Raw genomic sequence first — 24,569 nt, 5'->3', positions numbered from 1 at the left:
CCCTTCGAGACGCCGCTTCGCGGCTCCTCAGGATGAGGGCTGGAGTTTCCAAACGACCTCTGAGAGCTCACCGGCTCGTCTCGGACCTTCGCTCAACCCGCGACAGCGCCGCGCGCCGCCAGGTGGATGCCCGCCAGCATGCAGCGCACCGAGCCGCCGGCAAGCTCGATGGTGGGAACGTCGAGCGGCAGCAGGGCCACCGACCGCTCGAGCGCGGCGAGCTGGTCCTGTCGCAGCGCCGCAAGCGCGCGCGACGACAAGGCGACGACCCGCCCGTCCCGGCCCTGCAATTCGATGGCATTGCCGGCGAAGCCGCCGATCTGCTCATGATCGAGGTCGATGACGGTCCGGCCGGTCTCGGCCAGGCGCCCGGCGATCTCGTCGCGCCGCGCCGCATCACGGATGGTAGACAGCCCGATCAGGCAGAAATCCGTGCCGATGCACATCAAGACATTGGTGTGGTAGATCGCCCGGCCCTGCGCATCGACGGCATCGAACATCACCGGCTCGAAGTTGAAATGCGTGCAGAAGCGCTCCAGCGCCACCTCATTGGTGCGGTTCGAGCGCGCGGCATAGGCGACCCGCTCGATATGATCGAGCACCATCGCGCCGGTGCCTTCGAGATAGACGCCATCCTGTTCCAGCCCGGAATAATCGATCACATCCTGCACGCGATAGCGCTGCTTCAGCATCTCGACGACGTCCTGCCGCCGCTCTTGGCGCCGGCTCGGCGAGAACATCGGATAGAGCGCGACATGCCCGCCCGAATGGGTCGAGAACCAGTTGTTCGGGAAAACCGAGTCGGGCGTCGCTATCCCCTCATCCTCGAAAAGATGAACCCGGACGCCAGCGGCCTCCAGCCGCTGCGCCGCCTTGCTGACCTCGCCATGCGCCGCAGCAGCGATCGCTCCGGCTGTCCGCTGCGCGTCATTGGCCTGGAAGGCATTGTCCTCGGCGGTCGCCGGGTTGGGGCTGAAATGATGCGGGCGGATCATCACGACGCTTCTGGGCGCCTGGACGGAAAGCTTTTGCATCGCCGTCAGGCTCCCAGCCCGACCCGCGACGCGGCGGCAGGCTGGCCAAGCAGCCCGAACAGATTGCGCGGGTCCTCCGGCGCGGTGAGAAGGTCGATCTCGTCATAATAGGCTGTGCCGTCGACCTGGTCGCGCAGATAGCGCAGCGCCGAGAAATCCTCGGTGGCGAAGCCGACCGAATCGAAGATCGTGATCTGGTCGCGGGCGCGGCGGCCCGCGGTCGCGCCGGTGATCACCCGCCAGAGCTCGGTGACGGGAAAATCCGCCGCCATCTGCTGGATCTCGCCCTCGATCCGGGTCTGCGCGGGAAACTCGACGAAGACATCGGCGCGCAGGAGGATGTCGCGCTGCAGTTCGGTCTTGCCCGGGCAGTCGCCACCGACCGCGTTGATATGGACCCCCGCGCCGACCATGTTGTCGGAGAGGATCGTCGCGTTGAGCTTGTCGGCGGTCACCGTCGTGATGATGTCGGCGCCGAGCACCGCCTCCTGCGCGCTGGCCGCGACCACGATCTCGAAACCGTGCGGAGCGAGATTGGCCAGGAACTTGGCGGTCGCAGCCGGATCGATATCGAAGACCCGCAGCTTGTCGATGCCGAGCAGGGCCTTGAAGGCAAGCGCCTGGAATTCCGATTGCGAGCCCAGGCCGATGATCGCCATGATGCTGGCGCCCTCGCGGGCAAGATAGCGCGCCGCCAGCGCCGAGGTTGCTGCCGTCCGCAGGGCCGTGGTGATCGTCATTTCCGAGAGCAGGCGCGGATAACCGGTCTCGACATCGGAGAGCACGCCGAAGGCGGTCACCGTCTGCAGGCCGGTGCGCGTGTTCTTCGGGTGGCCGTTGACATATTTGAAGCCGTAGAGCTCGCCATCGCTGGTCGGCATCAGTTCGATCACGCCGTCGCGGGAATGGCTGGCGACGCGCGGCGCCTTTTCGAAGGAGGGCCAGCGCCGGAAATCCGCCTCGATATAACCGGCCAGGCCGATCAGATAGGGCTCGATGCCGATCGAGGCGATCAAGCGAACCATGTTCTCGACGCCGACATACTGAACCATGGCGCACCTCCCGTACATGCTGTTGCCGTGCATGCTGTTGCGATACGGGATTCTAGGCCAAGGCAATTTGTATAGAGAATTATGAACAAGTTCGTTTATGCTCGACTTTCCGATCAAACTGCTCACTTCAATCAAGCAGATTGCCATGCATGTTTTCGACGAACTGGACCATCGCCTGATCGCGGCGCTCCGCGAGGACGGGCGGGCGCCGATCTCCAAGCTCGGCGCCATTCTCGGTGTCTCGCGCGCCACCGTGCAGAGCCGGCTCGATCGATTGATCGAATCCGGCGCGGTGCTCGGCTTCACCGTGCGCTTCCGGCAGGATTATGACGCCAAGGCCATTCGGGCGATCATGATGATCGAGGTCGTGGGCCGTTCGACGACGGCCGTGATCAGGCAGCTGCGCGGCCTGCCCGAGCTGCATTCCTTGCACACCACCAACGGAACCTGGGATCTGATCGCCGAGATCCGCGCCGACAGTCTCAGCGACTTCGACCGGGTGCTGCGCGAGGTGCGCACCATCGACGGCATTCTCAACAGCGAGACCAGCATCCTGCTCAGCTCGGTCTGAAGCTGCCGCGAGGTCCGCACGAGTTGGGCTCCGCGTGAGCTTATAAAGCGCGCGAATAGGCCAGCGTGATAAATGATAGCTCGGCAAATCGCGGCCGGCTCGTCGCGGCCCGGTTGTTTGTTATGCTCCAGGCAGATTGGCCCGGCCCGGCGTGATGACGCTTTGGACCCCATAGGCTGACGGGGGCGGCAATGGGCGCGAGCTTGCAGATCAACAGCCTGGGCAAGAGCTACGGCCCGTCGCAGGCCGTCGCCTCCGTCTCGCTCGATATCGCAGCCGGCGAATTCGTCAGCCTGCTCGGCGCCTCCGGCTCCGGCAAGACCACGACGCTGATGATGATCGCGGGCTTCACCCCGCCCGATGCCGGCGAGATCGTGCTCGACGGCCGGCCCATCACGCATCTGCCGCCGGAGCGACGCGGCATCGGCGTGGTGTTCCAGAACTACGCGCTGTTCCCGCATATGAATGTCGCGCGCAATGTCGGCTTCCCCTTGAAGATGCGCCGCGTTCCCGCTGCGGACACCGCCAGGCGCGTCGCGGAAGCGCTGGCGCGGGTCGGGCTGGCCGGGCTCGGCGAGCGCCTGCCGGCGCAGCTTTCGGGCGGGCAGCAGCAGCGCGTCGCGCTTGCCCGCGCCCTGGTCTACGAGCCCGGGCTCTTGCTGATGGACGAGCCGCTGGGGGCGCTGGACCGTTCCTTGCGCGAGACGATGAAGACCGAGATCAGGCGGCTGCACCGCCAGCTCGGCATCACCATCGTCTATGTCACGCATGATCAGGATGAGGCGCTGACGCTGTCTGACCGGATCGCACTGATGGATCGCGGCAGGATCGTCCAGATCGGCAGTGCGACCGACCTCTATGAGCGCCCCGTCAACGCCTTCGTCGCGGGCTTCATCGGCGAGAGCACGATGATCGGCGGCAAGGTCGTGCGCGATGGCGAGGCCGGCCAGGCCCTGTTGCCGGCAGCCGGCGGCCCACCTCTGCCGGCCCGGCCGGGCGCGCTGCGCGAAGGCGCCCAGGCGACCTTCCTGCTGCGGCCGGAGAAGGCCAGCCTGTCGGCCGCGGACGCCCCGGGCAGCGGCCTGCGCGCGACGGTTCAGGACATCGTCTATGTCGGCGAGATCTCCCGGCTCACCCTACGGCTCGATGGCGGGCCCGAGCTCATGATCAAGCAGCCCAACCGGGCCGATGCCTATCAGGCCAAGATCGGGGAGGCCGTGAAGATCGGCTGGGCCCCTGACGACGCCGTGCTGCTTGCCGCCTGAAAAGCCATGGATTCACAACAAGGCATGGATTCACAACAAGGGGAGACCATCATGACCGATCGCCCAGGCCTATCCCGACACCCCGGCCTATCCCGACGCTCCATCCTTCTCGGCGGCGCCGGCGCTTCGCTCACCATCGCCAGCCCCTTCGTCCATGTCACGCCGGCTCGCGCCGACAAGGGCGAGATCGTCGTCGCGGGCTGGGGCGGCTCGCGCACCACCGCGATGCGCGAGGTGATGTTCACGCCCTTCGAAAAGGCGACCGGCATCCGCGTGCGCGATGACGGACCGCCGGAGGCCGCCAAGGTCAAGGCGATGGTCGACAGCGGCAACGTCACCTGGGACATCCTCGACACCGACATCCCGGCGATCCTGGCCATGGTCAACGCCAAGCTGCTCGAACCGATCGACTATTCCAAGCTCGACAAGGCCAAGCTCGGCAAGATCCCGCCCGTACTGCACCATCCCTACGGGCTCGGGCACCTGATCTACTCATTCAACATCGTCTACAACACCAAGGCCTTCCCGAACGGGACGCAGCCCAAGACCTGGGCCGATGTCTGGGACGGGGTCAAGTTCAAGGGCGCCCGCTCCTTCCCTTTCCGCGGCGGGCTTTCGCCGCAGCTCGAATTCGCCGCGATTGCCGATGGCGTGCCGGCCGACAAGGTCTATCCGCTCGACATCGAGCGCGCCTGGGCCTCGCATGACAAGCTCAGGCCGCTGGTGACGAAGTGGTACGCCAACCACGCCGAGGCGATCCAGCTGCTCTCCAGCGGCGAAATCGACATCTGCTGCACCATCGGCCCGCGCGGATTGGTGGCGAAGAAGGACGGCGCGCCGATCGATGTCGAATTCGCCGGCGGCAAGCTCGCGCCCGACAACTGGGCGATCGTCAAAGGCGCGCGCAATGCAGAGGCCGTCTACCAGTTCCTGAACTTCGTCATCGACGGCAAGGTCCAGGCCGAGCTCGCCAAGCGCATCCCCTACGGCCCGTCCTCGCAGGACGCCTTCGCGCATCTGAGCGAGGCCGAGGCCAAAGAACTCAACACCTCGCCCGACAATCTCGCCAAGCAGTTCTGGACCGACATCGACTGGTGGGGGAAGACCGCCGAGAACGGCAAGACCAACAACGAGAACCAGATCGAGCGCTACGCCCGCTGGATGGTCAAGCGCGGATGACGCTGGTCGCCGCCAGCGCCGTTCCCTCGGCCAAGGCCGCGCGCGCCTGGCGTGCGCGGCCGGGATTGATGATCGCCGGGGCCCTGGCCTTCTGCGCGATCGTCTATCTCCTCCCGATGCTGTCGCTGTTCGGCTGGGCATTCCAGGGGCCGGCCGGCACAGGCGCGAGCCTGGCCCAGCTCTCGCGATTGATCGGCGACGACACCTATCACTATGCCTTCTTCACCACCTTCAAGATCGCAGCGATCACCACCCTGATCTGCGCAATGATCGGATACCCCTACGCCTATCTGATGGCGACGACGGGGCCGCGCCTGGCGATGCTGCTGACCGCGGCCGTAATGATCCCGTTCTGGACCAGCGTGCTGGCCCGCAGCCTCGCTTGGATGATCCTGCTCGGGCGCAAGGGTATCGTGAACGAGTGGCTGACTGGATGGGGCCTGCTGGAGCGGCCGGCCGCCCTGCTGTTCAACAGCATCGGCGTGCAGATCGGCATGGTCCATGTCCTGCTGCCCTTCATGGTGCTGCCGATCTGGTCGATCCTGTCGCGCCTCGATCCCGGCCTGCCGCGTGCGGCCCGTTCGCTCGGCGCCTCGCCTGCAGCAGCCTTCATCCATGTCACCTTGCCGTTGTCGCTGCCCGGCCTCGCCGCCGGCGCGACGCTCGTCTTCATGTTCGCCATCGGTTTCTACATCACGCCCGCTCTGCTCGGCGGCCCCAACGACCTCACCATCGCCTCGCTGATCGAGATGGTGGTGCGCGATCTGCTGGACTGGCCGTTCGGCGCTATGCTGAGCCTGGCGCTGCTCGGGCTCGTCGCGCTGGTCTTCGCCTGCGGTGCAGCTTTCGCAGGGGCCGGTCGGATTGCCGGAATGGAGGGGCGATGAGCCTGTCCTCCGCATCGCCGCAGCCGCGCATCAATGCCGGGCGCTCCGCCTTATGGCTCCTTGCGGGCCTGACCATGCTGTTCCTGCTGGCGCCGATCGCCGTCATCATCGTCGTCTCCTTCAACGACACGACGCTGTTCAGCTTCCCGCCCTCGCGCTGGTCGCTGCGCTGGTATCATGCGCTGTGGGAGAGCCGCGCCTGGCGCGAGGCCGGCTGGCTCTCGCTTTGGCTCGCGAGCCTGGTCGCCTTGGCCTCGCTGCTGATCGGCGTGCCTGCGGCCTACGGGCTGGCCAAGGGCCGCTTTCCCGGCCGCCGCCTCGCCGAGGCGCTGCTGATCTCGCCGATGGTGGTGCCGGTCATCGTGCTGGCGCTCGGGCTCTACATGCTGTTCTCGAAGCTGGGGCTGATCGGCACGCCGACGAGCCTTTTTCTCGCCCATACCTTGCTTGCCTTGCCGGTGGTGATCGTCATCGTCGGAGCGGCCTTCCGCAGGCTCGACGGCTCCATCGAACTGGCGGCGCGCTCCTGCGGAGCCTCATTCCCACGCGCCTTCTGGCATATCGTGCTGCCGGCTGTTCGCCCTGCTTTGATCTCGGCCGGGGCCTTCGCCTTCCTGACGTCCTTCGACGAGGTGGTGCTGACCCTGTTCCTCGGTGGCCCGCGGACCACGACGCTGCCGAAAAAGATCTGGGAATCCGTCAAGTTCGAACTCGACCCATCGCTGACGGCGGTGTCCACCATCCTGATCATCGTCTCGATCGCCGCGCTCCTCCTCGTCGAGGTCGCGCGCCGCAGCCGCATCCAACGCCAAGCAAAGGAAGCCCTATGATCCCCGATATCCCGACCATCTCAGCCAATCTCTCGGATCCCGCTCCCGAGTTCCCCTGGCCCAATGGCGCAAGCTGCGCGGTCTTTCCGGCTTTCGACGTCGATGCCGAGACGGCCTGGCTGCAATACGACTTCAAGAACGTCGACCGCCTCGTGACGATGTCCTTCGGCGCCTATGAGGAGCGCGTCGGCATTCCCAAGATCCTCGATTATCTGCGCACGGAAGAGATCAAGGCGACCTTTTACATCCCGGGCTGGGTCGTCGATGCTCATCCGAAGATGTGCGAGAGCATCGTCAAGGACGGGCATGAGGTCGGCCATCACGGCTACCTGCACAAGCGGCCCGACCCCGCCGATTTCGCCGAGGACAAGGAGGAGATCGACAAGGCGCTCGACTCCCTCAAGCGCGTGCTCGGCGTCACGCCGGTGGGCTACCGGGCGCCCTCGGGCGAGAACTATCACGAGCTTCTGGGCTATCTGCGCGATCGCGGCATCCTGTATTCCTCGTCCTTCCGCGACGACATCCGCCCTTACCGCCATAAGCTGCGCGACGGCTCGCGCGGTCCCGTCGAATTGCCCGTCAACGTCTCCTTCGACGATTGGCTCTACGGGCTGAGCCAGCGCTTCAGCCCGCGCCCGATGTTCCCCAAGGAGCATGTGCTGTCGATCTGGAACGGCGAGCTGGAGCAGACCCGTGAATGGGGCGGCCTCGTCTCCATGGTCATGCATCCCCAGGTCACCGGCCGGCCGATGCGGCTTGGCATCCTGCGCGACTTCATCACGCGGGCCAGAAGCTACGGGGATGTCTGGATCGCCACCGGCCAGGAGATCGCCGCCCACTATATCGAGCAGGAAAAGGCCGCAGGCCTCTGAAACTCACCGCTCCCGAGCCGCGCCACGCCCGATAAGGCGTAGCGCGGCTCGATCCTTTTGTTTCCCCGCCTCCACGGACTGGATCTCATGACCACCCGCATCTCCCGCGCCGATGTCGTCATCGCCTATGACGCCGCCAACGACGACCACGTCTATCGCCGCGACTGCGACGTCGTCTTCGACGAGAGCGGCATCCTGCATCTCGGCGAGGGTTGGGGCGGCCCGGTCGATCGCGAGATCGACGGGCGCGGCTTCATGGTCATGCCGGGGCTCGTCGATATCCATTCGCACCCGTCGAGCGAGCCCGGCAACAAGGGCATGACCGACGAGGTCGGCAGCCCGAAGCTCTACAATTCCTCGCTCTACGAATTCCTCTGGCTGTTCCGCGCCGATACTGAGGGCATCCCGCATCTCAACCATGTCGCCTGGTCGGAATTGCTGATGTCGGGCGTCACCACGCTGGTCGACCTCTCCTTCCCCAGCGATGGCTGGCTCGACCGCGCCGCGGCCTCGGGCCTGCGCATGGTCATGGCGCCGATGTACCGCAACGGCCGCTGGTTCACCCGCAATGGCTATACGGTCGAATACGAGCTCGACGATGCCGCCGGGCGCAAGGCGATGGAGGAGGCCTTCCGGATCATCGACACGGCCCTGGCGCATGAATCCGGGCGGCTGTCGGGCATCGCCTGCCCGGCCCAGATCGACACCTGCACGGAGGAGCTGTTCCGCGCCTCGATCGCCGGCGCGGCCGAGCGCAACATCCCGATCCAGACCCATGCGGGACAGTCGATCAGCGAGTTTCAGGAGATGGTGCGCCGCAGCGGGCTCTCGCCGATCCAGTGGCTCGACAGCGTCGGCTTTCTCGGCCCGAACGCCTCGATCGCCCATGCCATCTTCCTCGACGAACATCCCTGGGTGCGCTGGCCGACCCGCACCGACCTGGGGCGCCTCGCCGAAACCGGCACCTCGGTCGCGCATTGCCCGACAGTCTTCGGCCGACGCGGTTTCACGCTGCGCGATCTCGGCCGCTATCTGTCCGCCGGCGTCAATATCGGCATCGGCACCGACACCTTCCCCCACAACATGCTGGAAGAACTGCGCCACGCCGGTGTCTATGCCCGCATCACCGGCGAAAGTCATGCCGTCGTCAGCACCGGCCAGGTCTTCCGCGCCGCGACGCTGGGTGGCGCAAAGCTGCTCGGACGCAGCGATATCGGCCGTCTCGCGACAGGTGCCCAGGCCGATCTCGTCATGGTCGACCTGACGCATCCGATGATGCGCCCGACGCGCGACCCGCTGAAGAGCCTGATCAACGCCGCCGCCGAGCGCGCGGTCGCCCATGTCTTCGTCGCCGGCCGACAAATTGTGCAAGACGGCAAGGTCCTGACCATGGACTACCAGGCGGCATCGGCCGGGCTGGAAGAGGCCCAGCGACGCGCGCTGGCGAAAGCCTCCTCGCTGGATTGGGCCGGCCGTTCGGTCGATGAACTCTCCCCGCCCAGCCTGCGCTGGACGTGAGCGGCGCCCCGCCGCGACCCCACAACCGAGCTGGCATATGATTTGCTCCTGAAATAGGGTCACCCCGACACTATTCAGAGCAAGAATATGAACCTGCGTCAGATCGAGCTGTTGCGCGCCGTCATGCGATGCGAGACGACGGTGAGGGCCGCCCAGGAATTGGGCCTGTCCCAACCCGCCGTCAGCAACGCGATCAAGCATCTGGAAGGCCAGGTCGGCTTCCCGCTGTTCGAGCGGGTCAACAACCGGCTGTTCCCGACCGCCGAGGCGCGGGCGATCTACCAGGACTCCGATCCGATCTTCCAGATGCATGCCGCCCTGGAAGCCAAGGTCCAGGACCTGAAGGAAAACCGGGCCGGGCATGTCCGGCTCATCGCCACGCCGCCGCTCGGCTACAGCGTCATCCCCCGCGCGCTCGGCAGCTTCCTCGCCAAGCGGCCGAAGATGCGGGTGTTCTTCGATGTGCGCCGCTTCGAGAACGTCATCGACAGCGTCGAGAACGGCGTCGCCGAGCTCGGCTTCGTCATGGGGCTGAACGAAAACCGCGCGCTCAACGCCGAAGTGTTCTTCTCCGAGCGGATGGTCTGCGTGATGCGGCCCGACCACCCGCTCGCCGAGAGGAATACGATCTACCCCAGCGATCTCAGGAGCGTGCCCTTCATCGCGCTCGAACGCGGCAGCAGGATGGGCACCATCGTGCGACAGGCCTTCACCGAGGCGGGAGAGCCCTTCAATTTCGCCGTCGAGGTCCGCTACTGCAACACGGCCTGCGTGCTCGCCGAGAATGGCGTCGGCGTCGCTGTGGTCGATCCTCTGTCGCCGCTGTTCAGCGGCCATTACAACCTCGCCATCCGGGCCTTCGAGCCCGCCGTGCAGGTTTCAGCCTCCGTGGTGAGCTCGCGCAAGCGGCCCTTGTCGCGCGCCGCCGAAGCCTTCCTGCGCGAGGTGCGCGTGGTTGTCGGCGAGGTCGCGGGCAAGCTCGCCTGACGGTATTCGCCCGGCAAATGGCGGCCCCGAATAAAGCATAGGCGCGGGCATTGCCCGGCCAGGGCACCTGCCCCACTGTCTCGGTACGCACATCATCCCGGCAGCGCCGGGCGTTCCACAGTCCCTGCCGCGTCGGCTCCCGGCGATCCGCATCACCGCGTTCGCGCAGGCATGGCTTGCGCCCATGCCGCCATGATTGATGAGACCCATAATGCTGAATCGTCGCCACTTCCTCGCAGGCACGGCCGCAACGGGCCTCGTCTCGCGCCCAGCTCTGGTGCGGGCCGCGTCGGCGACGACGCTGAAATTCATCCCGGTGATCGACCTCGCCTTCACCGACCCGATCTACGCGACCGCCCAGGTCTCCCGCACCCATGGCTTCATGGTCTTCGACACGCTCTACGGCATGAACACCAGGCTCGAAATCTCGCCGCAGATGGTCGAGGGCCACACGGTCGAGAACGACGGCAAGCTCTGGAACCTGACGCTACGCGACGGCCTCGCCTGGCATGACGGCGAAAAGGTCACGGCGCGCGACTGCGTCGCCAGCATCAAGCGCTGGGCCAAGCGGGATGCCGCCGGCGACGCCCTGATGCAGGCGACGGACGAACTCTCCGCGCCCGACGACAGGACGATCCGCTTCCGCCTCAAGGCGCCCTTCCCTTACCTGCCCTATGCGCTCGGCAAGGTCTCGGCACCGGTCTGCTTCATGATGCCGGAGCGGCTCGCCAACACCGATCCGTTCAAGCTCATTCCCGAGGTGATCGGCTCGGGCCCCCTCCGCTACAAGGCCGATGAGCGGGTGCCCGGCGCGCGCAACGTCTATGAGCGCTTCGCCGGCTACAAGCCGCGCGAGGGCGGCACGCCGGACTGGACGTCGGGCCCCAAGATCGTGAATTTCGACCGCGTGGAATGGACGACCATGCCAGATGCCGCGACCGGCACCTCCGCCGTGCAAGCCGGCGAGCAGGACTGGCAGGAGGCGATGCCGCACGATCTGCTGCCCATCGTCGCCCGCAGCAAATCCGTCCGCACCGCCGTGCTCGATCCGCTCGGCTTCACCTGCCAGATGCGGGTCAACCATCTGCAGCCGCCCTTCGACAATCCGGCGATCCGCCGCGCTCTGCTCGGCGCGATCGACCAGGAGGCCTTCATGATCGCGGTTGCGGGCGACGACCCCGCCTTCCGGCACAACCCGCTCGGCTATTTCACGCCGGGCACGCCGATGGGCAGCGAGGTCGGTCTCGATGTCTTCCGCGGTCCGCGCGACTACGACAAGGTCAAGCGCGACCTCAAGGCGGCGGGCTATGCCGGGGAGAAGGTTGTTCTGCTGGTGCCGGCCGATTCGCTGGCGCAGAAGCCGCTCGGCGACATCGCCGCCGATGTGATGAAACAGGCGGGCATGAATGTCGAATACACCGCGCTCGATTTCGGCTCTGTGCTCAAGCGCCGCGTCAACAAGGGCCCGGCCGACCAGGGTGGCTGGAACGCATTTGTCGGCAACTGGCAAGGCATGGACTGGCTCAACCCGCTGGTGCATTCAACCTTGCGCGGCGACGGCGCCTTCCCCGGCTGGGTCTCCAGTCCGAAGATCGAAGCGCTGCGCACGCAATGGCTTTCGACCGGCGACGATGCCGGGCAGAAGCGCATCTGCGACGAGATCCAGAAGACCGCCTTCGAGGAGGTGCCCTATTACCCGATCGGCCAGTACAAGCAGCCGACCCTCTTCCGCACCGACCTCAGCGGCATCATGAACGGCACCGCCGTGTTCTGGAATGTGAAGCGGAGCTGACCTAGAGCATTGCGCGAAAAAGTGGATACCGGTTTTTCGCATAAGCAATGCTCTAAGCTTTTAGAATAGATCACGTTGCATTCGGAGGGCGTCGTCCGAATGCAACGTGATCTGGCCCGGCCTGATGGGATGCGCGCGATGAACCTGCTGATCACGGACACCACTGTCGTCACCTGCGACGACGAGCGGCGCGTCATCGAGCGCGGCGCGATCGCCATCACCGGCGACCGCATCGCCGCGATCGGCGAGACGGCAGCGCTGGAGCAGGCCTATCCGGATTGCGAGCGCATCTCCGGGCGCGGGCTCGCCGTGCTGCCGGGCTTCATCAACGCCCATACCCACACCGTCCTGACCGCGCTGCGCGGCACGGTCGAGGATTGGGATGGCGAGATCATCTACCGCTACATGTCGCCGGTCTCCTATACGATGAGCGACCATGAGCGGGCGGTGATGGCCTCGCTCGGCTGCCTGGAGGCGATCCGCAGCGGCGCGACGACGCTGGTCGACCCGTTCCGCCACGTTCCCTCCTATGCCGGGGCGATGGCCGATACCGGCTTGAGGCTCTGGCTTTCGGAAAGCTGCGCCGATATCGACACGCGAAAAATCCGCTTCGGCGAATACGGCATCGACGAGGCCTTCGGACAGGGCTTCCTCGACCGCACGCAGGCGCTGATCGAGGATTGGAACGGCGCCCGCAACGGCCGCGTCAACTGCCAGATCGCGGCCCATGCCCCCGACAATTGCTCGCCCGCCATGCTGCGCAGGCTCAAGGAGATGGCCGAGCAGCACGGCCTCACCCGCACCTGCCATCTGGCGCAGAGCCCGGGCGAGGTCGCAGCCGTCAAGGCCGCGCATGGCCTGACGCCTGCCGGCTATCTCGATCGCGAGGGCTTCCTAGGCCCGGACCTGACCTGCGCCCACTGGACCTATTGCACGCCCGCCGACATTGCGCTGCTCGCCGAGCGCGGCGTGCAGATGGCACACAACCCGGCCAACTCCTCGCGCAAGGGCCCGCACACCGTCGCCATCGGCCTGATCCGCGACGCCGGCGTCAACATCGCGCTCGGCACCGACAACATGACCGAGGATCTGTTCCATGCCCTCAAGATCGGCCTGATCCTGCATCGCGGCGGGCGCGGCCGCGACACCGAAGGCGGCCTCGATCCGCAGCCGCAGGACATGCTCGACATGATCACGCGCAACGGCGCCCGCTCAGTCGGTGCGCAGGACCAGATCGGTTCGCTGGAAGCCGGCAAGAAGGCCGATCTCACCCTCATCGACCTCAACCAGCCGGTGATGCGGCCGCTGATCCGCCTGGTCTCCAATCTCGTGCATTACGGCCATCCCGGCATCGTCCATTCCGTCATTGTCGACGGCGAATTCGTGATGCGCGACCGCAAGGTGCTGACGCTCGACGAACAGGCCTTGCTCGACGAAGCCCAGGCCGTCACCCAGCGTGTCTGGGAGCGGATGATCGCCAACAATCCCGACATCGCGCCGCCGCAAGGTGAATTGCGCTGGCTCGACGCGTGAGCGACATCCCTCACCGCCAAATACGATCAGGCCCAAACACGACTAGACGCAAGCCGGACAATGCCCATGAAGCCCATCTCTCCCGAAGCCATCCGGACAGCGATCGCCGCCCAGCGCCCGGTCGTCGAAAGCCTGTTCGACCGCCTGGCCGAAGGCAGCCAGGCTGAGCCCGGCATCATGCGCGACACCTATGGCGCGGGCGAGAATTTCGCGCATGCGCTCATCGCCAGGCATGGCGCGAATGAAGGGCTGCAGATCCGTCGCGACGCCGCCGCCAATACCTATCTGACCTGGCCGGGCAGCGAGCAGGGCGCGCCGCGCATCCTGCTCGGCTCGCATCTCGACAGCGTGCCCCATGGCGGCAATTTCGACGGCGCGGCCGGCGTCGTGGCGGGGCTGACGGTCATCGCCGCCATGAAGGCGCTGGGACTGCGCCCGCGCTGCGACATCACCGTGATGGGCGTGCGCGCCGAAGAGAGCGTCTGGTTCGAGGTTTCCTATATCGGCAGCCGCTCGGCGCTGGGCACGCTGCCCAATGGCGCCCTCGACGCGAAAAGGATCGACACCGGGCGCGATCTCGCCAGCCATATCGCCGCATGCGGCGGCGATATCGAGGCGCTCCGGCAAGGCCGCAGGGAGCTCGATCCCGCAACGATCCGCGCCTTCCTCGAAGTCCATATCGAGCAGGCTCCAAGCCTGGTCGAAGCCGGCCTGCCGCTCGCCATCTGCAGCGGCATCCCCGGCAATTTCCGCTATCCCAACGCGCGCATCAATGGACGTCACGACCATGTCGGCACGCCGCGCCGCTTCCGCCGCGACGCCGCGATGGCCGGCGCGGAGCTGGCAATGGCGCTCGACCGGCTCTGGGCGGAGCAGGAGGCCGCCGGCATCCCGCTCGCCATCACTTTCGGCCGCTTCCACACCGATCCCAGCATGCATGGTTTGACCACGGTGCCCGGCGTCTTCGATTTCAGCCTCGATGTGCGCGCCTATGACCCCGCCGTGCTGTCGCATCTCGAGGAGCGCATGCTGGCGATCATCAGCGAGATCGAGGCGCGACGGAATGTCAGCTTCGCCCTGGGCCCGCGGGCTTCCGCCAGTGTCGGCATGGTCGACCCTGCGATCGCGTCCCAGCTCCAGGCGGCGGCGCAGAGCCTGGGCCTGCCGGGCACGATGATGGGAAGCCCGGCCTCGCATGATGCGGCAGCCTTCGCGGCAGCAGGCGTCCCCGTCGGCATGATCTTCGTGCGCAACGAAAACGGCAGCCACAACCCGCATGAAGCGATGGAGATCGACGATTTCCTCGACGCCTGCGCCGTGCTGACGAGCTGGGTCGCGGATCAGGCCGCCTGAAGACAGGCACGATCCCGGCCGCGCCAGGGCAGCCGCGTCATCCCAGGCTGTTGGCGATCCGCAGCCGGACAGACGCGACACCAAGCGCTCGTTTGGAAACTCCGCGAGCCCTCATCCTGAGGAGCGCTCCGCAGGAGCTTAGTCTCGAAGGATGCTCCCGGAGGCTCCCGAACTCTCTGGAGCATCCTTCGAGACGCCGCTGCGCGCCTCCTCAGGATGAGGGCTGGAGGTTCCAAACGGCCTCTAAGCGTCTGCTCGACTGCTTCAGGCTGGCGCCCCATCTGGATATCGCTCGTTGTGGGCGCCTGGGCTGCACTGAATGATCTGCTCGCCTGGTTCTATTTTCCGTAGGCTTCGCTGACGGAGTCTCGAGGTCGCTTGCAATGACGCCGTCCGGCCTGGTCAAAAGGCCGCAGCGGGCAGAATGCAACCTTCCTTTTGCGTGCAGTTTGTATACAATTCCGCTCTCGGCAAGTGGGAATGAAACGAGCATGGCAAGTTACGACACCATCATCCGCGGCGGCACGGTGATCACGGCGGCGGACCGCATCATGTGCGACGTCGGCATTCGGGACGGACGGGTCGTGGCGTTGGGCGAAGGGCTCGGCGAGGCCGTGCAGGTGATCGACGCCACAGGCAAGCTCGTGCTGCCGGGCGGGATCGATGCGCATGTCCATATCGCGCAACCCTCCGGCGAAGGCATCGTGATGGCCGATGATTTCGAGAGCGGCACGCGCTCCGCGGCGCTGGGCGGCACCACCACCATCATGCCCTTCGCCTTGCAGGAGAAGGGCTGCTCCATGCGCGAGACGCTGAAGGCCTATCATGCCAAGGCCGATGGCGAATGCCATGTCGATGTCAGCTTCCACATGATCATCTCCGATCCGAGCGAGCAGCTTCTCGGCCAGGAGCTGCCGGCGCTGGTCGAGGATGGCTACACCTCGTTCAAGATCTTCATGACCTATGAGGGGCTTGCCCTGAACGATCGCCAGATTCTCGACGTGATGTCGGTCGCGCGCGAGACCGGCGCGCTCGTCATGGTCCATGCCGAGAATTACGATGCCATTCGCTTCATGACCGAACAGCTCGAGCGCGGGGGACGGATCGCGCCGAAATATCACGCGACGTCGCGCCCCATCGCGGTCGAGCGCGAGGCGACGCACCGCGCGATCTCGCTTGCCGAGCTCGTCGACGTGCCGGTGATGATCGTGCATGTCTCGAACCGCGAGGCGATGGAGCAGATCCGCTGGGCCAAGGACAAAGGCCTGACCGTGCTCGGCGAGACCTGCACGCAGTATCTCGTCCTCACCGAGAAGGATCTCGACGGGCTCGGCATGGAGGGCGCGAAATATGTCTGCTCGCCGCCACCGCGCGATACGGCCAGCCAGGACGCGTGCTGGGAGGGCCTGCGCAACGGCGCCTTCACGATCTTCTCCTCCGATCACTGCCCGTTCCGCTATGACGATCCGCACGGCAAGCTCGTGCCCAAGGGCAAGACGAGCTTCCGCTGGGTGCCCAACGGTATTCCGGGCGTCGGCGCGCGGTTGCCGATCCTGTTTTCAGAAGGTGTCTCGAAGGGGCGGATCGATCTCGAGACCTTCGTCGCGGTCACGGCGGCCAATCCTGCAAAGACCTACGGGCTCTATCCCCGCAAGGGTACGATCGCCGTCGGCACTGACGCCGATATCGCGATCTGGGATCCCGGGAAGCGCGTCACGCTGACCCATGATCTGATCCAGGATGGCGCCGATTACACGCCCTATGAAGGACGCGAGATCATCGGCTGGCCGGTTCTCACCATGGTCCGTGGCCGCGTCGTGGTCGAGGACGGCGCTCTCGTCGGCCGGAAGGGGCATGGCATTCACTTGTCACGCGCACGCTCACCCTATGCGAAGCGCGGTTTCGAGGGCGCGGCCCAATCATGAATGACGTCGATCAAGCGGAGGCCGGGGAGACGGAAATCGTCCGGGCCGGCGGCTTCAATTTGTCGAACCTCGCCTATAACGCGATTTCGGAGATGGTCCGCCGCCGCCATCTGCGCGGCGGCGAGATGATCGTCGAGGCGCGTCTGGCCGACAGCCTCGGCATCTCACGCACCCCCTTGCGCGAGGCCTTGCAGCGGCTGGAAGGCGAAGGGCTCGTCATCAAGGGAACCGGGCGTTCCTATCTGGTGCGCAATGTCGATCTCGGCGAATATCTGCAGAGCCTGAAATGCCGGGAGTTTCTCGAGCCGGAGGCGGCGTCGCTGGCGGCCGGCCGGATTCCGGCGGGCGAGATGGTCAAGGTCAAGCTGGAGATCAATCAGCTCCGGACGACAGTGCCCTATCATACCGATGCGCATTGGGCGTCCGATGATAATCTGCACGAGCTGTTCGCCCGCCACTGCGGCAATGATGTGCTCGCCGAGTTGATCCGGAAGCTACGGGTCACGACGCGGCTGTTCGAGATCGCGCGCCTGGCCGATCGGCTCGAACCGGATTCCACCGAGCATCTCGCGATTGTCGAGGCGCTGGAGCATGAGGATCACAAGGCGGCGCGCCGGGCGGTGCAGAACCATATCCGCAGCCTCGGCAAGTCGGCGCTCGACAACGTGCGCTGAGTCTGCGCCCGCGCCAAACGCGGGCAACGGGCGGCAGGTGGCTCAGTGACGCAGGATCTTCGAGACGAAATCGCGCGTGCGCTGATGTTGCGGCGCATCGAATATCTGCGCGGGCGAGCCGGTCTCGACGACGCGGCCATCGGCCATGAAGACGACCTTCGAGGCGACTTCGCGGATGAAGGCCATTTCATGGGAGACGATCAGCATGGTCATGCCCTCCCGCGCCAGCACCCGGATCGTGTCCAGGACTTCCGAGACCAGCTCCGGATCGAGCGCCGCCGTCACCTCGTCGAGCAGCAGGATTTCCGGTTTCAGCGCCAGCGCGCGGGCGATGGCGACGCGCTGCTGCTGGCCGCCCGACAATTCGTCGGGATAGCGCGTAAGCTTGTCGCCCAGGCCGACCTTGGCCAGCAAGGCCCTGGCCTCCGCCTCGACCTCGGCGCGCGGCCGCTTCCTGATCTTCACCGGTGCGATGGTGACGTTTTCCAGAACCGTCATGTTCTGGAAGAGGTTGTATTGCTGGAACACGATGGCGATGCGGTCGCGGAGGCGGCGCAGCGCCGCCTGATCGGCGTAGTTCACGGGTTCGCCGTCGAGTTTGACGGCGCCGCCCGACGGCGGCAGCAGCCCCATCAGCACGCGCAGGATCGTGCTCTTGCCGGAGCCTGACGGCCCGATCAGCCCGATGATGTCGCCCCGGCCGACCGTCAGGTCGATGCCGGAGAGCACGGGCAATTTGCCGTAATGGGCGTCAAGCCCCGCGATGTCGAGATGGTGCAAGTCTGGCCTCCAGCCTGGCGCCGAACCGGGCCAGCGGATAGGAAATTGCGAAATAGACGATAAGGATCGCGCCGAAGCTGAGCGCAGCCGAAAAGCCTTTGTTGTTGAGGACCTTGCCGACGAAGGTGAGCTCCACCACGCCAATCTGCGAGGCCAGCGCCGTGTCCTTGATGAACATCACGAAGAAGCCGAAGGCGGGCGGCAGGATGAGGCGCCAGGCCTGCGGCAGCGCCACATAGCGGATGGTTTCGGTCAGGCTGAAATTCATCGCCGCCGCCGCCTCCCATTGATTGCGATGGACCGCATTCAGGCCGCCGCGAACGATCTCGCCCAGGAAGGCGCCGGCGATCAATGTCACGGTCACCGCCGCGACGACGAAGAGCGGCACATCGGCTCCGGTCGCCTGGAAGGCAAAGAAGCACAGCATCAGCGTGACCAGGAAGGGAACGCGCCGGAACAGCTCGGTGAAGCCGATGGCAAGCAGGCGCAACGGCAGCAGAGCCGGGCCATGAGTGAGGCGCGTCACGGCCAGGACAAGCCCGAGCAGCGAGCCGACGACACAGCCGAGCGCCGAAAGGGCCAGCGTCGTCAGGGCCGCCTTGGCGATGAAGACGAGGTTGTAATAGGTCGCGAAGCGCGGCCACTCCTCGATGATCTGCGACAGCATCAGATCAGCCCCGTGCGAGCCCGGAAGGCATAGCGGCCGATGGCGGCAAGCAGCACGGACGCCGCAAGCGTCAGCGCGACATAAAACAGCGCCGTGACCGAGAATATCTCGATCGACCGGAACGTCTGCGAATTGATGTTGAAGGCCTGGCCGGTCAATTCCTCGACGCCGAAGACGGCTGCCATCGAGGTCCCCAGCGTCATGATGATGAAGTGGTTCGACAGCGGCGGAAACAGGACGCGCGCCATATGCGGCAGGATCACGTAGCGAATTTGCTGGAGCCGCGAGAAACCGAGCACCTCGGCCGCCTCCATCTCGGAGACACGCCGGCTCTCGAAGCCCGCACGCTGGATTTCGGTGAGATAGGCTCCGGCATTCAGCGTCATGCCGATGAGCACGGCAGCGTACGAGGACAGCAGCACGCCCATGTCAGGCAGCGCGAAATAGAGGAAGTAGATCTGCACGAGCTGCGGGGTGTTGGTGAAGAACACGACATAGAGGTTGACGATGCGGCTGAGCCAGCGCGGCCCGAAGGACTTCACCGCCGCGCAGGCCGTCCCGATGGCGAGCCCGCCGCAGAAGGCGAGGACCGCGATCTGCAACGCGATCCACGCCCCGTCGAACAGGCGCGGAAGGTAGGGCCAGATCTGGCCGTATTGCAGCGTGTAGCTCATTGCGCTCCGAATGGCTGATCCGGCCGGGATGCAGGACCCCGGCCGGACAGGCTTTGTCCGCGATCAGAAATAGGGCGTGGCGCCAACCGGCTTGATCATGTCCATGCCGAACCACTTCTTCCAAATCTCGTCGGTCTTGCCGCGACGGTGCAATTCGAAGATCGCCACGTTGAGCCAGTCCTTCAGGCCGGTCGAGGCCTTGGAGACGCCAAGTCCGCAATAATAGATGTCGATCGGCGTCTCGACGACCTTCCACTCGACCTTGTGCTTGGCCATGTGCTCGCCCATGAAATCGATCACGTCGATCATGGCCGTGCCGCGACCCTGCGCCAGCGCGCGCACCGCGTCAGGGTAATTGTCGAGCAGGGTGACCTTGGCGTTCTTGAGGTTGTCCTCGATGAACTTGACCGGCGTCGAACCGCGCACCTGCACGAAGGTGACGGACGGCTCGTTGAACTGCTTCCAGTCGGTGAAGGGCTTGTCCTTGGTGGTCAGCACGCCGAGCACCTCGGTATGGACCGGAACGGTGAAGTCGATGACCTTCGCGCGCTCGGGATTGCGCGTCATCGCGCCCATCACGAAGTCGATCTTGCCGGACACCACGAAGGGGATGCGGTCCGGCGAGCCGGTCTGAACCACCTCCAGCTTGACGCCGAGCGTCTTGGCGATCTCGGCGGCGAAATCGACGTCGAAGCCGACGATCTCGTTCTTGTCGTCGAACTTGCCGAGTGGCGGCAAGGTCGGGTTCACGCCGACGCGGATCGCGCCTGATTTGATGATCTCGTCCAGCGTCCGTGCCGCGACCGAAGCCGGGGCGGCCAGGCCCGTCAAGCCGATGGCGACAGCGCCGGCGGCGAGCAACTTCTTCAACATGCTTGCATTCTCCCGAAGAGCCGTTGCGCGATGGCAGGATTTAGCGCCGCCGCCATTGCATGAACGGTAGACAGTTTGTATACATTCATGCGATCTGTAAAGTCGCAAATGGCGTCACGGCCTGCTCGATCCGCAGGCAGGCGAGGATGGGTTCGCGCGGTGATGAAGCGTCTTGTGCAGGACGAGCGGCCGCTCGTCGCGATCATGGTCGATGGCGACAGCATCTCGGCGCGCGCGGGGGATTCGCTCGCGACGGCGCTTGCCCTGGCCGGGCGCCTGCGCTTGCGCGCGAGCCCCAATGCCGGGGCTCCGCGAGGCGCTTTCTGCCATATGGGCGTCTGCCAGGAATGTGTGCTCCACGTCGATGGCGCCCTGCGGCAAGCCTGCCTGACGCCGGTGCGCGCCGGCATGGCGGTCGAGCTGAGGGGCGTGCCGTGACGCATGACCTGATCGTGCTCGGAGCCGGTCCGGCCGGCGCCAATGCAGCAATGACGGCATCGCAGGCCGGGCTGAAGGTGGCCCTGCTGGACGAGCAGGACGGTGCCGGCGGACAGGTTTGGCGTCAGCCGCTGCCTGGCCTCACGGGCCTCCCCGTCTCTGCGGAGGCGCGTAGCGGCGACGCCCTGCGGGCCCGGATCGCTGCCTCCAAGGTGGATTTGCGCTTCGGTCGCCGCATCTGGTCGGTCGGTGGAGGCTTTCGCGTCGATGCGCTCGGTCCACAGGGCAACGAGACCGTCGAGGCGCCAAGCCTGATCGCTGCGACGGGCGCGCATGAGCGCGTCGTGCCATTTCCGGGCTGGACCTTGCCGGGCGTCATCGGCCTTGCCGCCGCGACCGTGCTGATCAAGTCGCAGGGCGTGACACCGGGGCGGAAGGTCGTCGTCGCCGGTTGCGGACCGCTGCTCGTCGCCGTCGCGGCCGGCATCCTCAAGCTCGGCGGCGACGTGGCGGGAATTGTCGATCTCGCCGGCCGCCGCGATTGGCTCGCGGCCCTGCCATCATTGGCGACGCAGCCACGGCTGCTCGGGCGCGGCCTGGGCTGGGCTGTGAAGATCGGCGCCGCGCGCGTTCCTCTCCATTTCGGCCATGCCGTGAAGGCGGCGCAGGGTGAACAGGCGCTGGAGCGCATCGTGATCGCGCCTGTCGGTGGTGACGGGGCTTATGCGAGCGGAGCGGAGATGACCTTTGAGGCCGACGCGCTCTGCATCGGCCATGGGCTCGTTCCGGGCGCCGAGGTCACGAAGCTCCTGCGCGCCGAACATCGCTTCGATCGCCTGCGTGGCGGTTTCGTCCCGGTGCTCGACGCCTATGGCCGAACGACGGTCGAGCGCCTTTTTGCTTGCGGCGACGGCGCCGGCCTGCGCGGCGCCATCATCGCCGAGCAGGCCGGGCGTTTGGCGGGCCTCACTGCTGCCCATGATGCCGGCGCCCTGCCTGCCGACCGGTTTGCGCAGATCGCAGATCCGATCCTGGCCGCGATCTCGCGTGCCCGCCCCTTCTCCGACGCGATGGCCGGCATCATGGCGCTTCGCCCGGCGCAGGTCGCGGCGATCGCGCCGGAGACGGTCGTCTGCCGCTGCGAGGATGTGACGCGCAGCGAGATCGATGCGGCGCATGAAGCGGGCGCACATGACCTGAATCAGCTCAAGCATTTCACGCGCTGCGGCATGGGCCCGTGCCAGGGCCGCATGTGCGGCGACGTCGCGGCCGAATTGCTGGCGAGCAAGGTCGGCTCGCGCGAGCGGGCCGGCTACTGGACCGGGCGACCGCCGCTGCGCCCCGTGCCGTTCGACGCCCTGATGGGAGCGTTCGACTATTCCGACATCCCCATTCCGGAGCCCGCCCCCCTGTGATCCACGATCTCGCCGTTGTCGGGGGAGGAGTGCATGGTGCGACCGTCGCGTTGTTCGCGGCGCGCGGCGGCATGGATGTGACCCTGCTCGAGCGCGGCGCCCTCTGCCGCGAGGCGTCCGGCGTCAATGCCGGCACGCTGACGATGCAGATGACGCGGGTCGCGCTGATTCCCTATGCGCTGCGCGCCCATGCGATGTGGGCCTCGACGCGGCAATGGCTTGGGCATGAGGTCGGGGTCGTCATCTGCGACGGGCTCTCGCTTGCCTTCACTGAGCGGGAGGAGGAGCTTCTGACCTATCGCGCCGGCAAGCGGCGCGAGGCGGGAGCGCCGATCGAGCTGATCACGGGCGCACAGGCCAGCGCGGTCGAGCCAGGCGTCTCCGACACGGTGCGGCTGGCCGGCTACTGCCGCGTCGACGGCTTCGCCAACGCCTATCTGACCGGGCTCGCCTATCGCCGCGCGCTTCTCGACGCTGGCGTCGCGCTGCGCGAATACATGCCCGTCATCGGTGTCGAGCGTGAGGCGGGCAGTTTCGCCCTGCAGACGCCAGCCGGATTGGTGCGCGCGCGTCGCATCGTCCTTGCGGGCGGTGTCTGGCTCGAACCCATGCTGGCCTGGCTCGGCGTGCATCTGCCGATCAAGACGCTGGTGAACCAGCTCGCCGTCAGCGAGCGTGTCGCCCCTGTCATGCGCACCGTCGTCGGCATCGCCAACGGCCTGCTTTCGCTGAAGCAATATCCGCATGGCACCGTCGTGATCGGCGGCGGTTGGCAGGGCCTGGGTGATCGCGAGCGAGGCGGCGTCGAGCTCTTGCCCGACCGGCTTATCGGCAATGTCCGCCTTGCCTGCCACGCCATTCCGGCGCTGCGGAGCGCAAGGCTGGCGCGCGCCTGGGCCGGGCTCGAGGCCGAGACGAAGGATGCGCTGCCCGCCGTCGGCCCCGTTCCCGGCGTTGACGGCGCCTATGTCTGCGGCAGCGTCCACTCCGGCTATACGAGCGGCCCCTATATCGCGCGCCTGCTTGCCGACCATCTGCTCGGGCGCGAACCCGAACTTCCGCTCTTTCCGATCGATCGCCTGCTTTCGCCGGGCGACGCCGCGCGAGGCCGTGCATGACCAAATCCGTTTCCGAGACCAAGTTCTTATCCGAAACTAAGTCCTTTTCCGAACGCCTGCGCGGCATCCATGCGGCGACGATCGTGCCGATGAAGCCGGACTTCTCGATCGACGAGGCCGCCTTGGCGCAGCATATTGCGTCCGTCACCGCCGTTGCCGGCATCAATGGGCTGCTGGTCAACGGCCATGCCGGCGAGAATTTCGTGCTGTCGCTGGCCGAGAAGCGGCGTGTCGTCGAGATCGCCCGCGAACAGTGCCCGCGTGAGTGCCTCATCGTCTCCGGCGTGAACCATGAATCCAGCCTGGAGGCTGCGCGCGAAGCGGCCGTGCTGGAGCAGGCCGGCGCCGACGGGCTGCTGGTGTTTCCGCCCAATAGCTGGGCGCTCGGGCATGCCGATGCCTGCGTGATCGAGCATCATGAGCGCGTACGCGACGCCACGAGCGCGCCGCTGATGCTTTACGGCGCGCCGGTCAGCGCCGGCGCCATGGCCTATTCGCCGGCCGTGCTGGGGCGCCTGGTGACGGATCCACGCTTCCTGGCGATCAAGGAGGGAAGCTGGGAAGTAGCGGCCTATGAGGAAAATCTGCGGCTGATCCAGAAGCTTCGCCCCGATTTCAGCGTGCTGGGCTCGGGCGACGAGCATCTGCTGACGAGCTACATCATCGGCAGCGCTGGCAGCCAGGTCAGCCTGGCTGCGGTGGTGCCGGAACTCGTGGTGGCTCTCTGGAACGCGGCCGAGGCCGGCGATTGGACGCGGGCGCGGGCGGTGCATGAAAAGCTCTATCCGCTCTCCGTCGCCGTCTATCGCGATGCGCCGGGCGGACGCGCGACCGCACGCCTCAAGGCCTGCCTGAAGCTGCTAGGGCGCCTCCCGAACGATGTGTTGCGCCCGCCGCAGCCCTCCGTGACGGAGGACGAACTGCGCACGCTCGCGGCGGCCCTCCAGACCGCCGGCTACGAGAGTCGGCCCATTGGCGTGGACGCCGTCACGGGAGCAGCACTGGGAAGGCGAGCCAGCCGATGAGCCAGCCGAGCGACGCTTCATGACTGCGGCCACGGCATGATCTCGAAACGGCCCACGCGGGAACGATGCTTGCAGCACCGGTAAGGCGACCGCTACTGTATGAGGAC

Annotated in this window: 23 protein-coding genes; 17 read left to right on the top strand and 6 right to left on the bottom strand. The window is 66.2% G+C overall.

Features of this window, described 5'->3' with window-relative positions:
* Positions 1 to 92 precede the first annotated feature (92 nt).
* The gene (ctlX, locus tag J2Y55_RS02955; RefSeq protein WP_310147434.1) at positions 93 to 1,034 is read right to left on the bottom strand and encodes a citrulline utilization hydrolase CtlX; all 942 of its coding nucleotides are present in this window, start codon (positions 1,032 to 1,034) and stop codon (positions 93 to 95) included.
* Between the two features lie 5 nt (positions 1,035 to 1,039).
* A complete protein-coding gene (locus J2Y55_RS02950) occupies positions 1,040 to 2,104 on the bottom strand; it encodes an ornithine cyclodeaminase (protein WP_465247455.1) in 1,065 nt (354 codons plus the stop codon).
* Positions 2,105 to 2,231: 127 nt separating this feature from the next.
* Between J2Y55_RS02950 and J2Y55_RS02945 the strand changes: the two genes are divergently transcribed.
* From J2Y55_RS02945 to J2Y55_RS02885, 13 genes are all read left to right on the top strand, one after another.
* Positions 2,232 to 2,657 carry an Lrp/AsnC family transcriptional regulator gene (locus J2Y55_RS02945; protein ID WP_310147429.1) on the top strand — a complete coding sequence of 142 codons (426 nt, stop codon included), beginning with the start codon at positions 2,232 to 2,234 and terminating at the stop codon, positions 2,655 to 2,657.
* 191 nt (positions 2,658 to 2,848) lie between these two features.
* Positions 2,849 to 3,922, top strand: a complete 1,074-nt coding sequence (locus J2Y55_RS02940; RefSeq protein ID WP_310147427.1) for an ABC transporter ATP-binding protein — start codon at positions 2,849 to 2,851, stop codon at positions 3,920 to 3,922.
* 51 nt (positions 3,923 to 3,973) lie between these two features.
* Positions 3,974 to 5,101, top strand: a complete 1,128-nt coding sequence (locus tag J2Y55_RS02935) for an ABC transporter substrate-binding protein (RefSeq protein WP_310147424.1) — start codon at positions 3,974 to 3,976, stop codon at positions 5,099 to 5,101.
* Positions 5,098 to 5,988: an ABC transporter permease gene (locus J2Y55_RS02930; RefSeq protein ID WP_310147422.1), complete on the top strand. Its 891-nt coding sequence runs from the start codon at positions 5,098 to 5,100 to the stop codon at positions 5,986 to 5,988. Before J2Y55_RS02935 ends, J2Y55_RS02930 begins: the two co-directional genes overlap by 4 nt.
* On the top strand, positions 5,985 to 6,818 hold the full coding sequence (locus J2Y55_RS02925; protein ID WP_310147419.1) for an ABC transporter permease: 834 nt from the start codon (positions 5,985 to 5,987) through the stop codon (positions 6,816 to 6,818). The genes J2Y55_RS02930 and J2Y55_RS02925 overlap by 4 nt, the downstream gene beginning before the upstream one ends.
* Entirely contained in the window at positions 6,815 to 7,690 is an 876-nt protein-coding gene (locus tag J2Y55_RS02920) for a polysaccharide deacetylase family protein (RefSeq protein WP_310147417.1), read from the top strand. Before J2Y55_RS02925 ends, J2Y55_RS02920 begins: the two co-directional genes overlap by 4 nt.
* 87 nt (positions 7,691 to 7,777) lie before the next feature.
* Positions 7,778 to 9,208 (top strand): amidohydrolase family protein, encoded by a 1,431-nt coding sequence (locus J2Y55_RS02915; RefSeq protein WP_310147415.1) that lies wholly within the window; start codon positions 7,778 to 7,780, stop codon positions 9,206 to 9,208.
* A gap of 87 nt (positions 9,209 to 9,295) precedes the next feature.
* Entirely contained in the window at positions 9,296 to 10,195 is a 900-nt protein-coding gene (locus tag J2Y55_RS02910; RefSeq protein ID WP_310147413.1) for a LysR family transcriptional regulator, read from the top strand.
* Positions 10,196 to 10,403: 208 nt separating this feature from the next.
* Positions 10,404 to 11,987 (top strand): ABC transporter substrate-binding protein, encoded by a 1,584-nt coding sequence (locus J2Y55_RS02905; RefSeq protein WP_404978819.1) that lies wholly within the window; start codon positions 10,404 to 10,406, stop codon positions 11,985 to 11,987.
* A 138-nt stretch (positions 11,988 to 12,125) separates the two neighbouring features.
* A complete protein-coding gene (locus J2Y55_RS02900) occupies positions 12,126 to 13,520 on the top strand; it encodes an amidohydrolase family protein (RefSeq protein WP_310147410.1) in 1,395 nt (464 codons plus the stop codon).
* A gap of 66 nt (positions 13,521 to 13,586) precedes the next feature.
* On the top strand, positions 13,587 to 14,873 hold the full coding sequence (locus J2Y55_RS02895) for a Zn-dependent hydrolase (protein WP_310147408.1): 1,287 nt from the start codon (positions 13,587 to 13,589) through the stop codon (positions 14,871 to 14,873).
* Positions 14,874 to 15,364: 491 nt separating this feature from the next.
* Positions 15,365 to 16,798 (top strand): dihydropyrimidinase, encoded by a 1,434-nt coding sequence (hydA, locus tag J2Y55_RS02890; protein WP_310147406.1) that lies wholly within the window; start codon positions 15,365 to 15,367, stop codon positions 16,796 to 16,798.
* Positions 16,795 to 17,472: a GntR family transcriptional regulator gene (locus tag J2Y55_RS02885; protein ID WP_310147404.1), complete on the top strand. Its 678-nt coding sequence runs from the start codon at positions 16,795 to 16,797 to the stop codon at positions 17,470 to 17,472. The genes hydA and J2Y55_RS02885 overlap by 4 nt, the downstream gene beginning before the upstream one ends.
* Before the next feature lie 42 nt (positions 17,473 to 17,514).
* On the opposite strand, the gene J2Y55_RS02880 is transcribed toward J2Y55_RS02885, so the two are convergent.
* The 4 genes from J2Y55_RS02880 to J2Y55_RS02865 form a co-directional block, all read right to left on the bottom strand.
* Complete coding sequence (locus J2Y55_RS02880; protein WP_310147402.1) at positions 17,515 to 18,252, bottom strand: amino acid ABC transporter ATP-binding protein; 738 nt, start codon at positions 18,250 to 18,252, stop codon at positions 17,515 to 17,517.
* On the bottom strand, positions 18,224 to 18,919 hold the full coding sequence (locus tag J2Y55_RS02875) for an amino acid ABC transporter permease (RefSeq protein WP_310147400.1): 696 nt from the start codon (positions 18,917 to 18,919) through the stop codon (positions 18,224 to 18,226). The genes J2Y55_RS02880 and J2Y55_RS02875 overlap by 29 nt, the downstream gene beginning before the upstream one ends.
* Positions 18,919 to 19,593 carry an amino acid ABC transporter permease gene (locus J2Y55_RS02870; RefSeq protein WP_310147398.1) on the bottom strand — a complete coding sequence of 225 codons (675 nt, stop codon included), beginning with the start codon at positions 19,591 to 19,593 and terminating at the stop codon, positions 18,919 to 18,921. Before J2Y55_RS02870 ends, J2Y55_RS02875 begins: the two co-directional genes overlap by 1 nt.
* A 63-nt stretch (positions 19,594 to 19,656) precedes the next feature.
* Positions 19,657 to 20,466, bottom strand: coding sequence for a transporter substrate-binding domain-containing protein (locus J2Y55_RS02865; protein WP_310147396.1), 810 nt, complete (start codon positions 20,464 to 20,466; stop codon positions 19,657 to 19,659).
* Between the two features lie 162 nt (positions 20,467 to 20,628).
* Here J2Y55_RS02865 and J2Y55_RS02860 point away from each other — a divergent pair, with 162 nt between their 5' ends.
* Genes J2Y55_RS02860 through J2Y55_RS02845 form a run of 4 tightly spaced genes read left to right on the top strand, consistent with a single transcriptional unit; the run spans position 20,629 to position 24,462 of the window.
* Positions 20,629 to 20,904: a (2Fe-2S)-binding protein gene (locus tag J2Y55_RS02860; RefSeq protein WP_310148672.1), complete on the top strand. Its 276-nt coding sequence runs from the start codon at positions 20,629 to 20,631 to the stop codon at positions 20,902 to 20,904.
* The gene (locus J2Y55_RS02855; RefSeq protein ID WP_310147394.1) at positions 20,901 to 22,319 is read left to right on the top strand and encodes an FAD-dependent oxidoreductase; all 1,419 of its coding nucleotides are present in this window, start codon (positions 20,901 to 20,903) and stop codon (positions 22,317 to 22,319) included. The genes J2Y55_RS02860 and J2Y55_RS02855 overlap by 4 nt, the downstream gene beginning before the upstream one ends.
* Entirely contained in the window at positions 22,316 to 23,437 is a 1,122-nt protein-coding gene (locus J2Y55_RS02850) for an NAD(P)/FAD-dependent oxidoreductase (RefSeq protein ID WP_310147392.1), read from the top strand. The genes J2Y55_RS02855 and J2Y55_RS02850 overlap by 4 nt, the downstream gene beginning before the upstream one ends.
* Positions 23,434 to 24,462, top strand: coding sequence for a dihydrodipicolinate synthase family protein (locus J2Y55_RS02845; RefSeq protein WP_310147390.1), 1,029 nt, complete (start codon positions 23,434 to 23,436; stop codon positions 24,460 to 24,462). The genes J2Y55_RS02850 and J2Y55_RS02845 overlap by 4 nt, the downstream gene beginning before the upstream one ends.
* The last annotated feature ends 107 nt before the right edge of the window (positions 24,463 to 24,569 follow it).

Origin of the sequence: Allobosea sp. BE125, assembly GCF_031456075.1 — a bacterium.
Lineage (GTDB): Bacteria > Pseudomonadota > Alphaproteobacteria > Rhizobiales > Beijerinckiaceae > Allobosea.
Note: the sequence above shows the minus strand (reverse complement) of the source record. Positions and strands in the feature narration are given on the sequence as shown.

Excerpts from the sequence above, each read along its gene's own strand:
- J2Y55_RS02930 (WP_310147422.1), top strand. The coding sequence starts at position 5,098 with ATGACGCTGGTCGCCGCCAGCGCCGTTCCCTCGGCCAAGGCCGCGCGC.
- J2Y55_RS02875 (WP_310147400.1), bottom strand. The coding sequence starts at position 18,919 with ATGCTGTCGCAGATCATCGAGGAGTGGCCGCGCTTCGCGACCTATTAC.
- J2Y55_RS02895 (WP_310147408.1), top strand. The coding sequence starts at position 13,587 with ATGAAGCCCATCTCTCCCGAAGCCATCCGGACAGCGATCGCCGCCCAG.
- J2Y55_RS02945 (WP_310147429.1), top strand. The coding sequence starts at position 2,232 with ATGCATGTTTTCGACGAACTGGACCATCGCCTGATCGCGGCGCTCCGC.
- J2Y55_RS02885 (WP_310147404.1), top strand. The coding sequence starts at position 16,795 with ATGAATGACGTCGATCAAGCGGAGGCCGGGGAGACGGAAATCGTCCGG.
- J2Y55_RS02920 (WP_310147417.1), top strand. The coding sequence starts at position 6,815 with ATGATCCCCGATATCCCGACCATCTCAGCCAATCTCTCGGATCCCGCT.
- J2Y55_RS02925 (WP_310147419.1), top strand. The coding sequence starts at position 5,985 with ATGAGCCTGTCCTCCGCATCGCCGCAGCCGCGCATCAATGCCGGGCGC.
- ctlX (WP_310147434.1), bottom strand. The coding sequence starts at position 1,034 with ATGCAAAAGCTTTCCGTCCAGGCGCCCAGAAGCGTCGTGATGATCCGC.
- J2Y55_RS02845 (WP_310147390.1), top strand. The coding sequence starts at position 23,434 with ATGACCAAATCCGTTTCCGAGACCAAGTTCTTATCCGAAACTAAGTCC.
- J2Y55_RS02915 (WP_310147415.1), top strand. The coding sequence starts at position 7,778 with ATGACCACCCGCATCTCCCGCGCCGATGTCGTCATCGCCTATGACGCC.
- J2Y55_RS02865 (WP_310147396.1), bottom strand. The coding sequence starts at position 20,466 with ATGTTGAAGAAGTTGCTCGCCGCCGGCGCTGTCGCCATCGGCTTGACG.
- J2Y55_RS02900 (WP_310147410.1), top strand. The coding sequence starts at position 12,126 with ATGAACCTGCTGATCACGGACACCACTGTCGTCACCTGCGACGACGAG.
- J2Y55_RS02935 (WP_310147424.1), top strand. The coding sequence starts at position 3,974 with ATGACCGATCGCCCAGGCCTATCCCGACACCCCGGCCTATCCCGACGC.
- J2Y55_RS02870 (WP_310147398.1), bottom strand. The coding sequence starts at position 19,593 with ATGAGCTACACGCTGCAATACGGCCAGATCTGGCCCTACCTTCCGCGC.
- hydA (WP_310147406.1), top strand. The coding sequence starts at position 15,365 with ATGGCAAGTTACGACACCATCATCCGCGGCGGCACGGTGATCACGGCG.
- J2Y55_RS02940 (WP_310147427.1), top strand. The coding sequence starts at position 2,849 with ATGGGCGCGAGCTTGCAGATCAACAGCCTGGGCAAGAGCTACGGCCCG.
- J2Y55_RS02860 (WP_310148672.1), top strand. The coding sequence starts at position 20,629 with ATGAAGCGTCTTGTGCAGGACGAGCGGCCGCTCGTCGCGATCATGGTC.
- J2Y55_RS02950 (WP_465247455.1), bottom strand. The coding sequence starts at position 2,104 with ATGTACGGGAGGTGCGCCATGGTTCAGTATGTCGGCGTCGAGAACATG.
- J2Y55_RS02910 (WP_310147413.1), top strand. The coding sequence starts at position 9,296 with ATGAACCTGCGTCAGATCGAGCTGTTGCGCGCCGTCATGCGATGCGAG.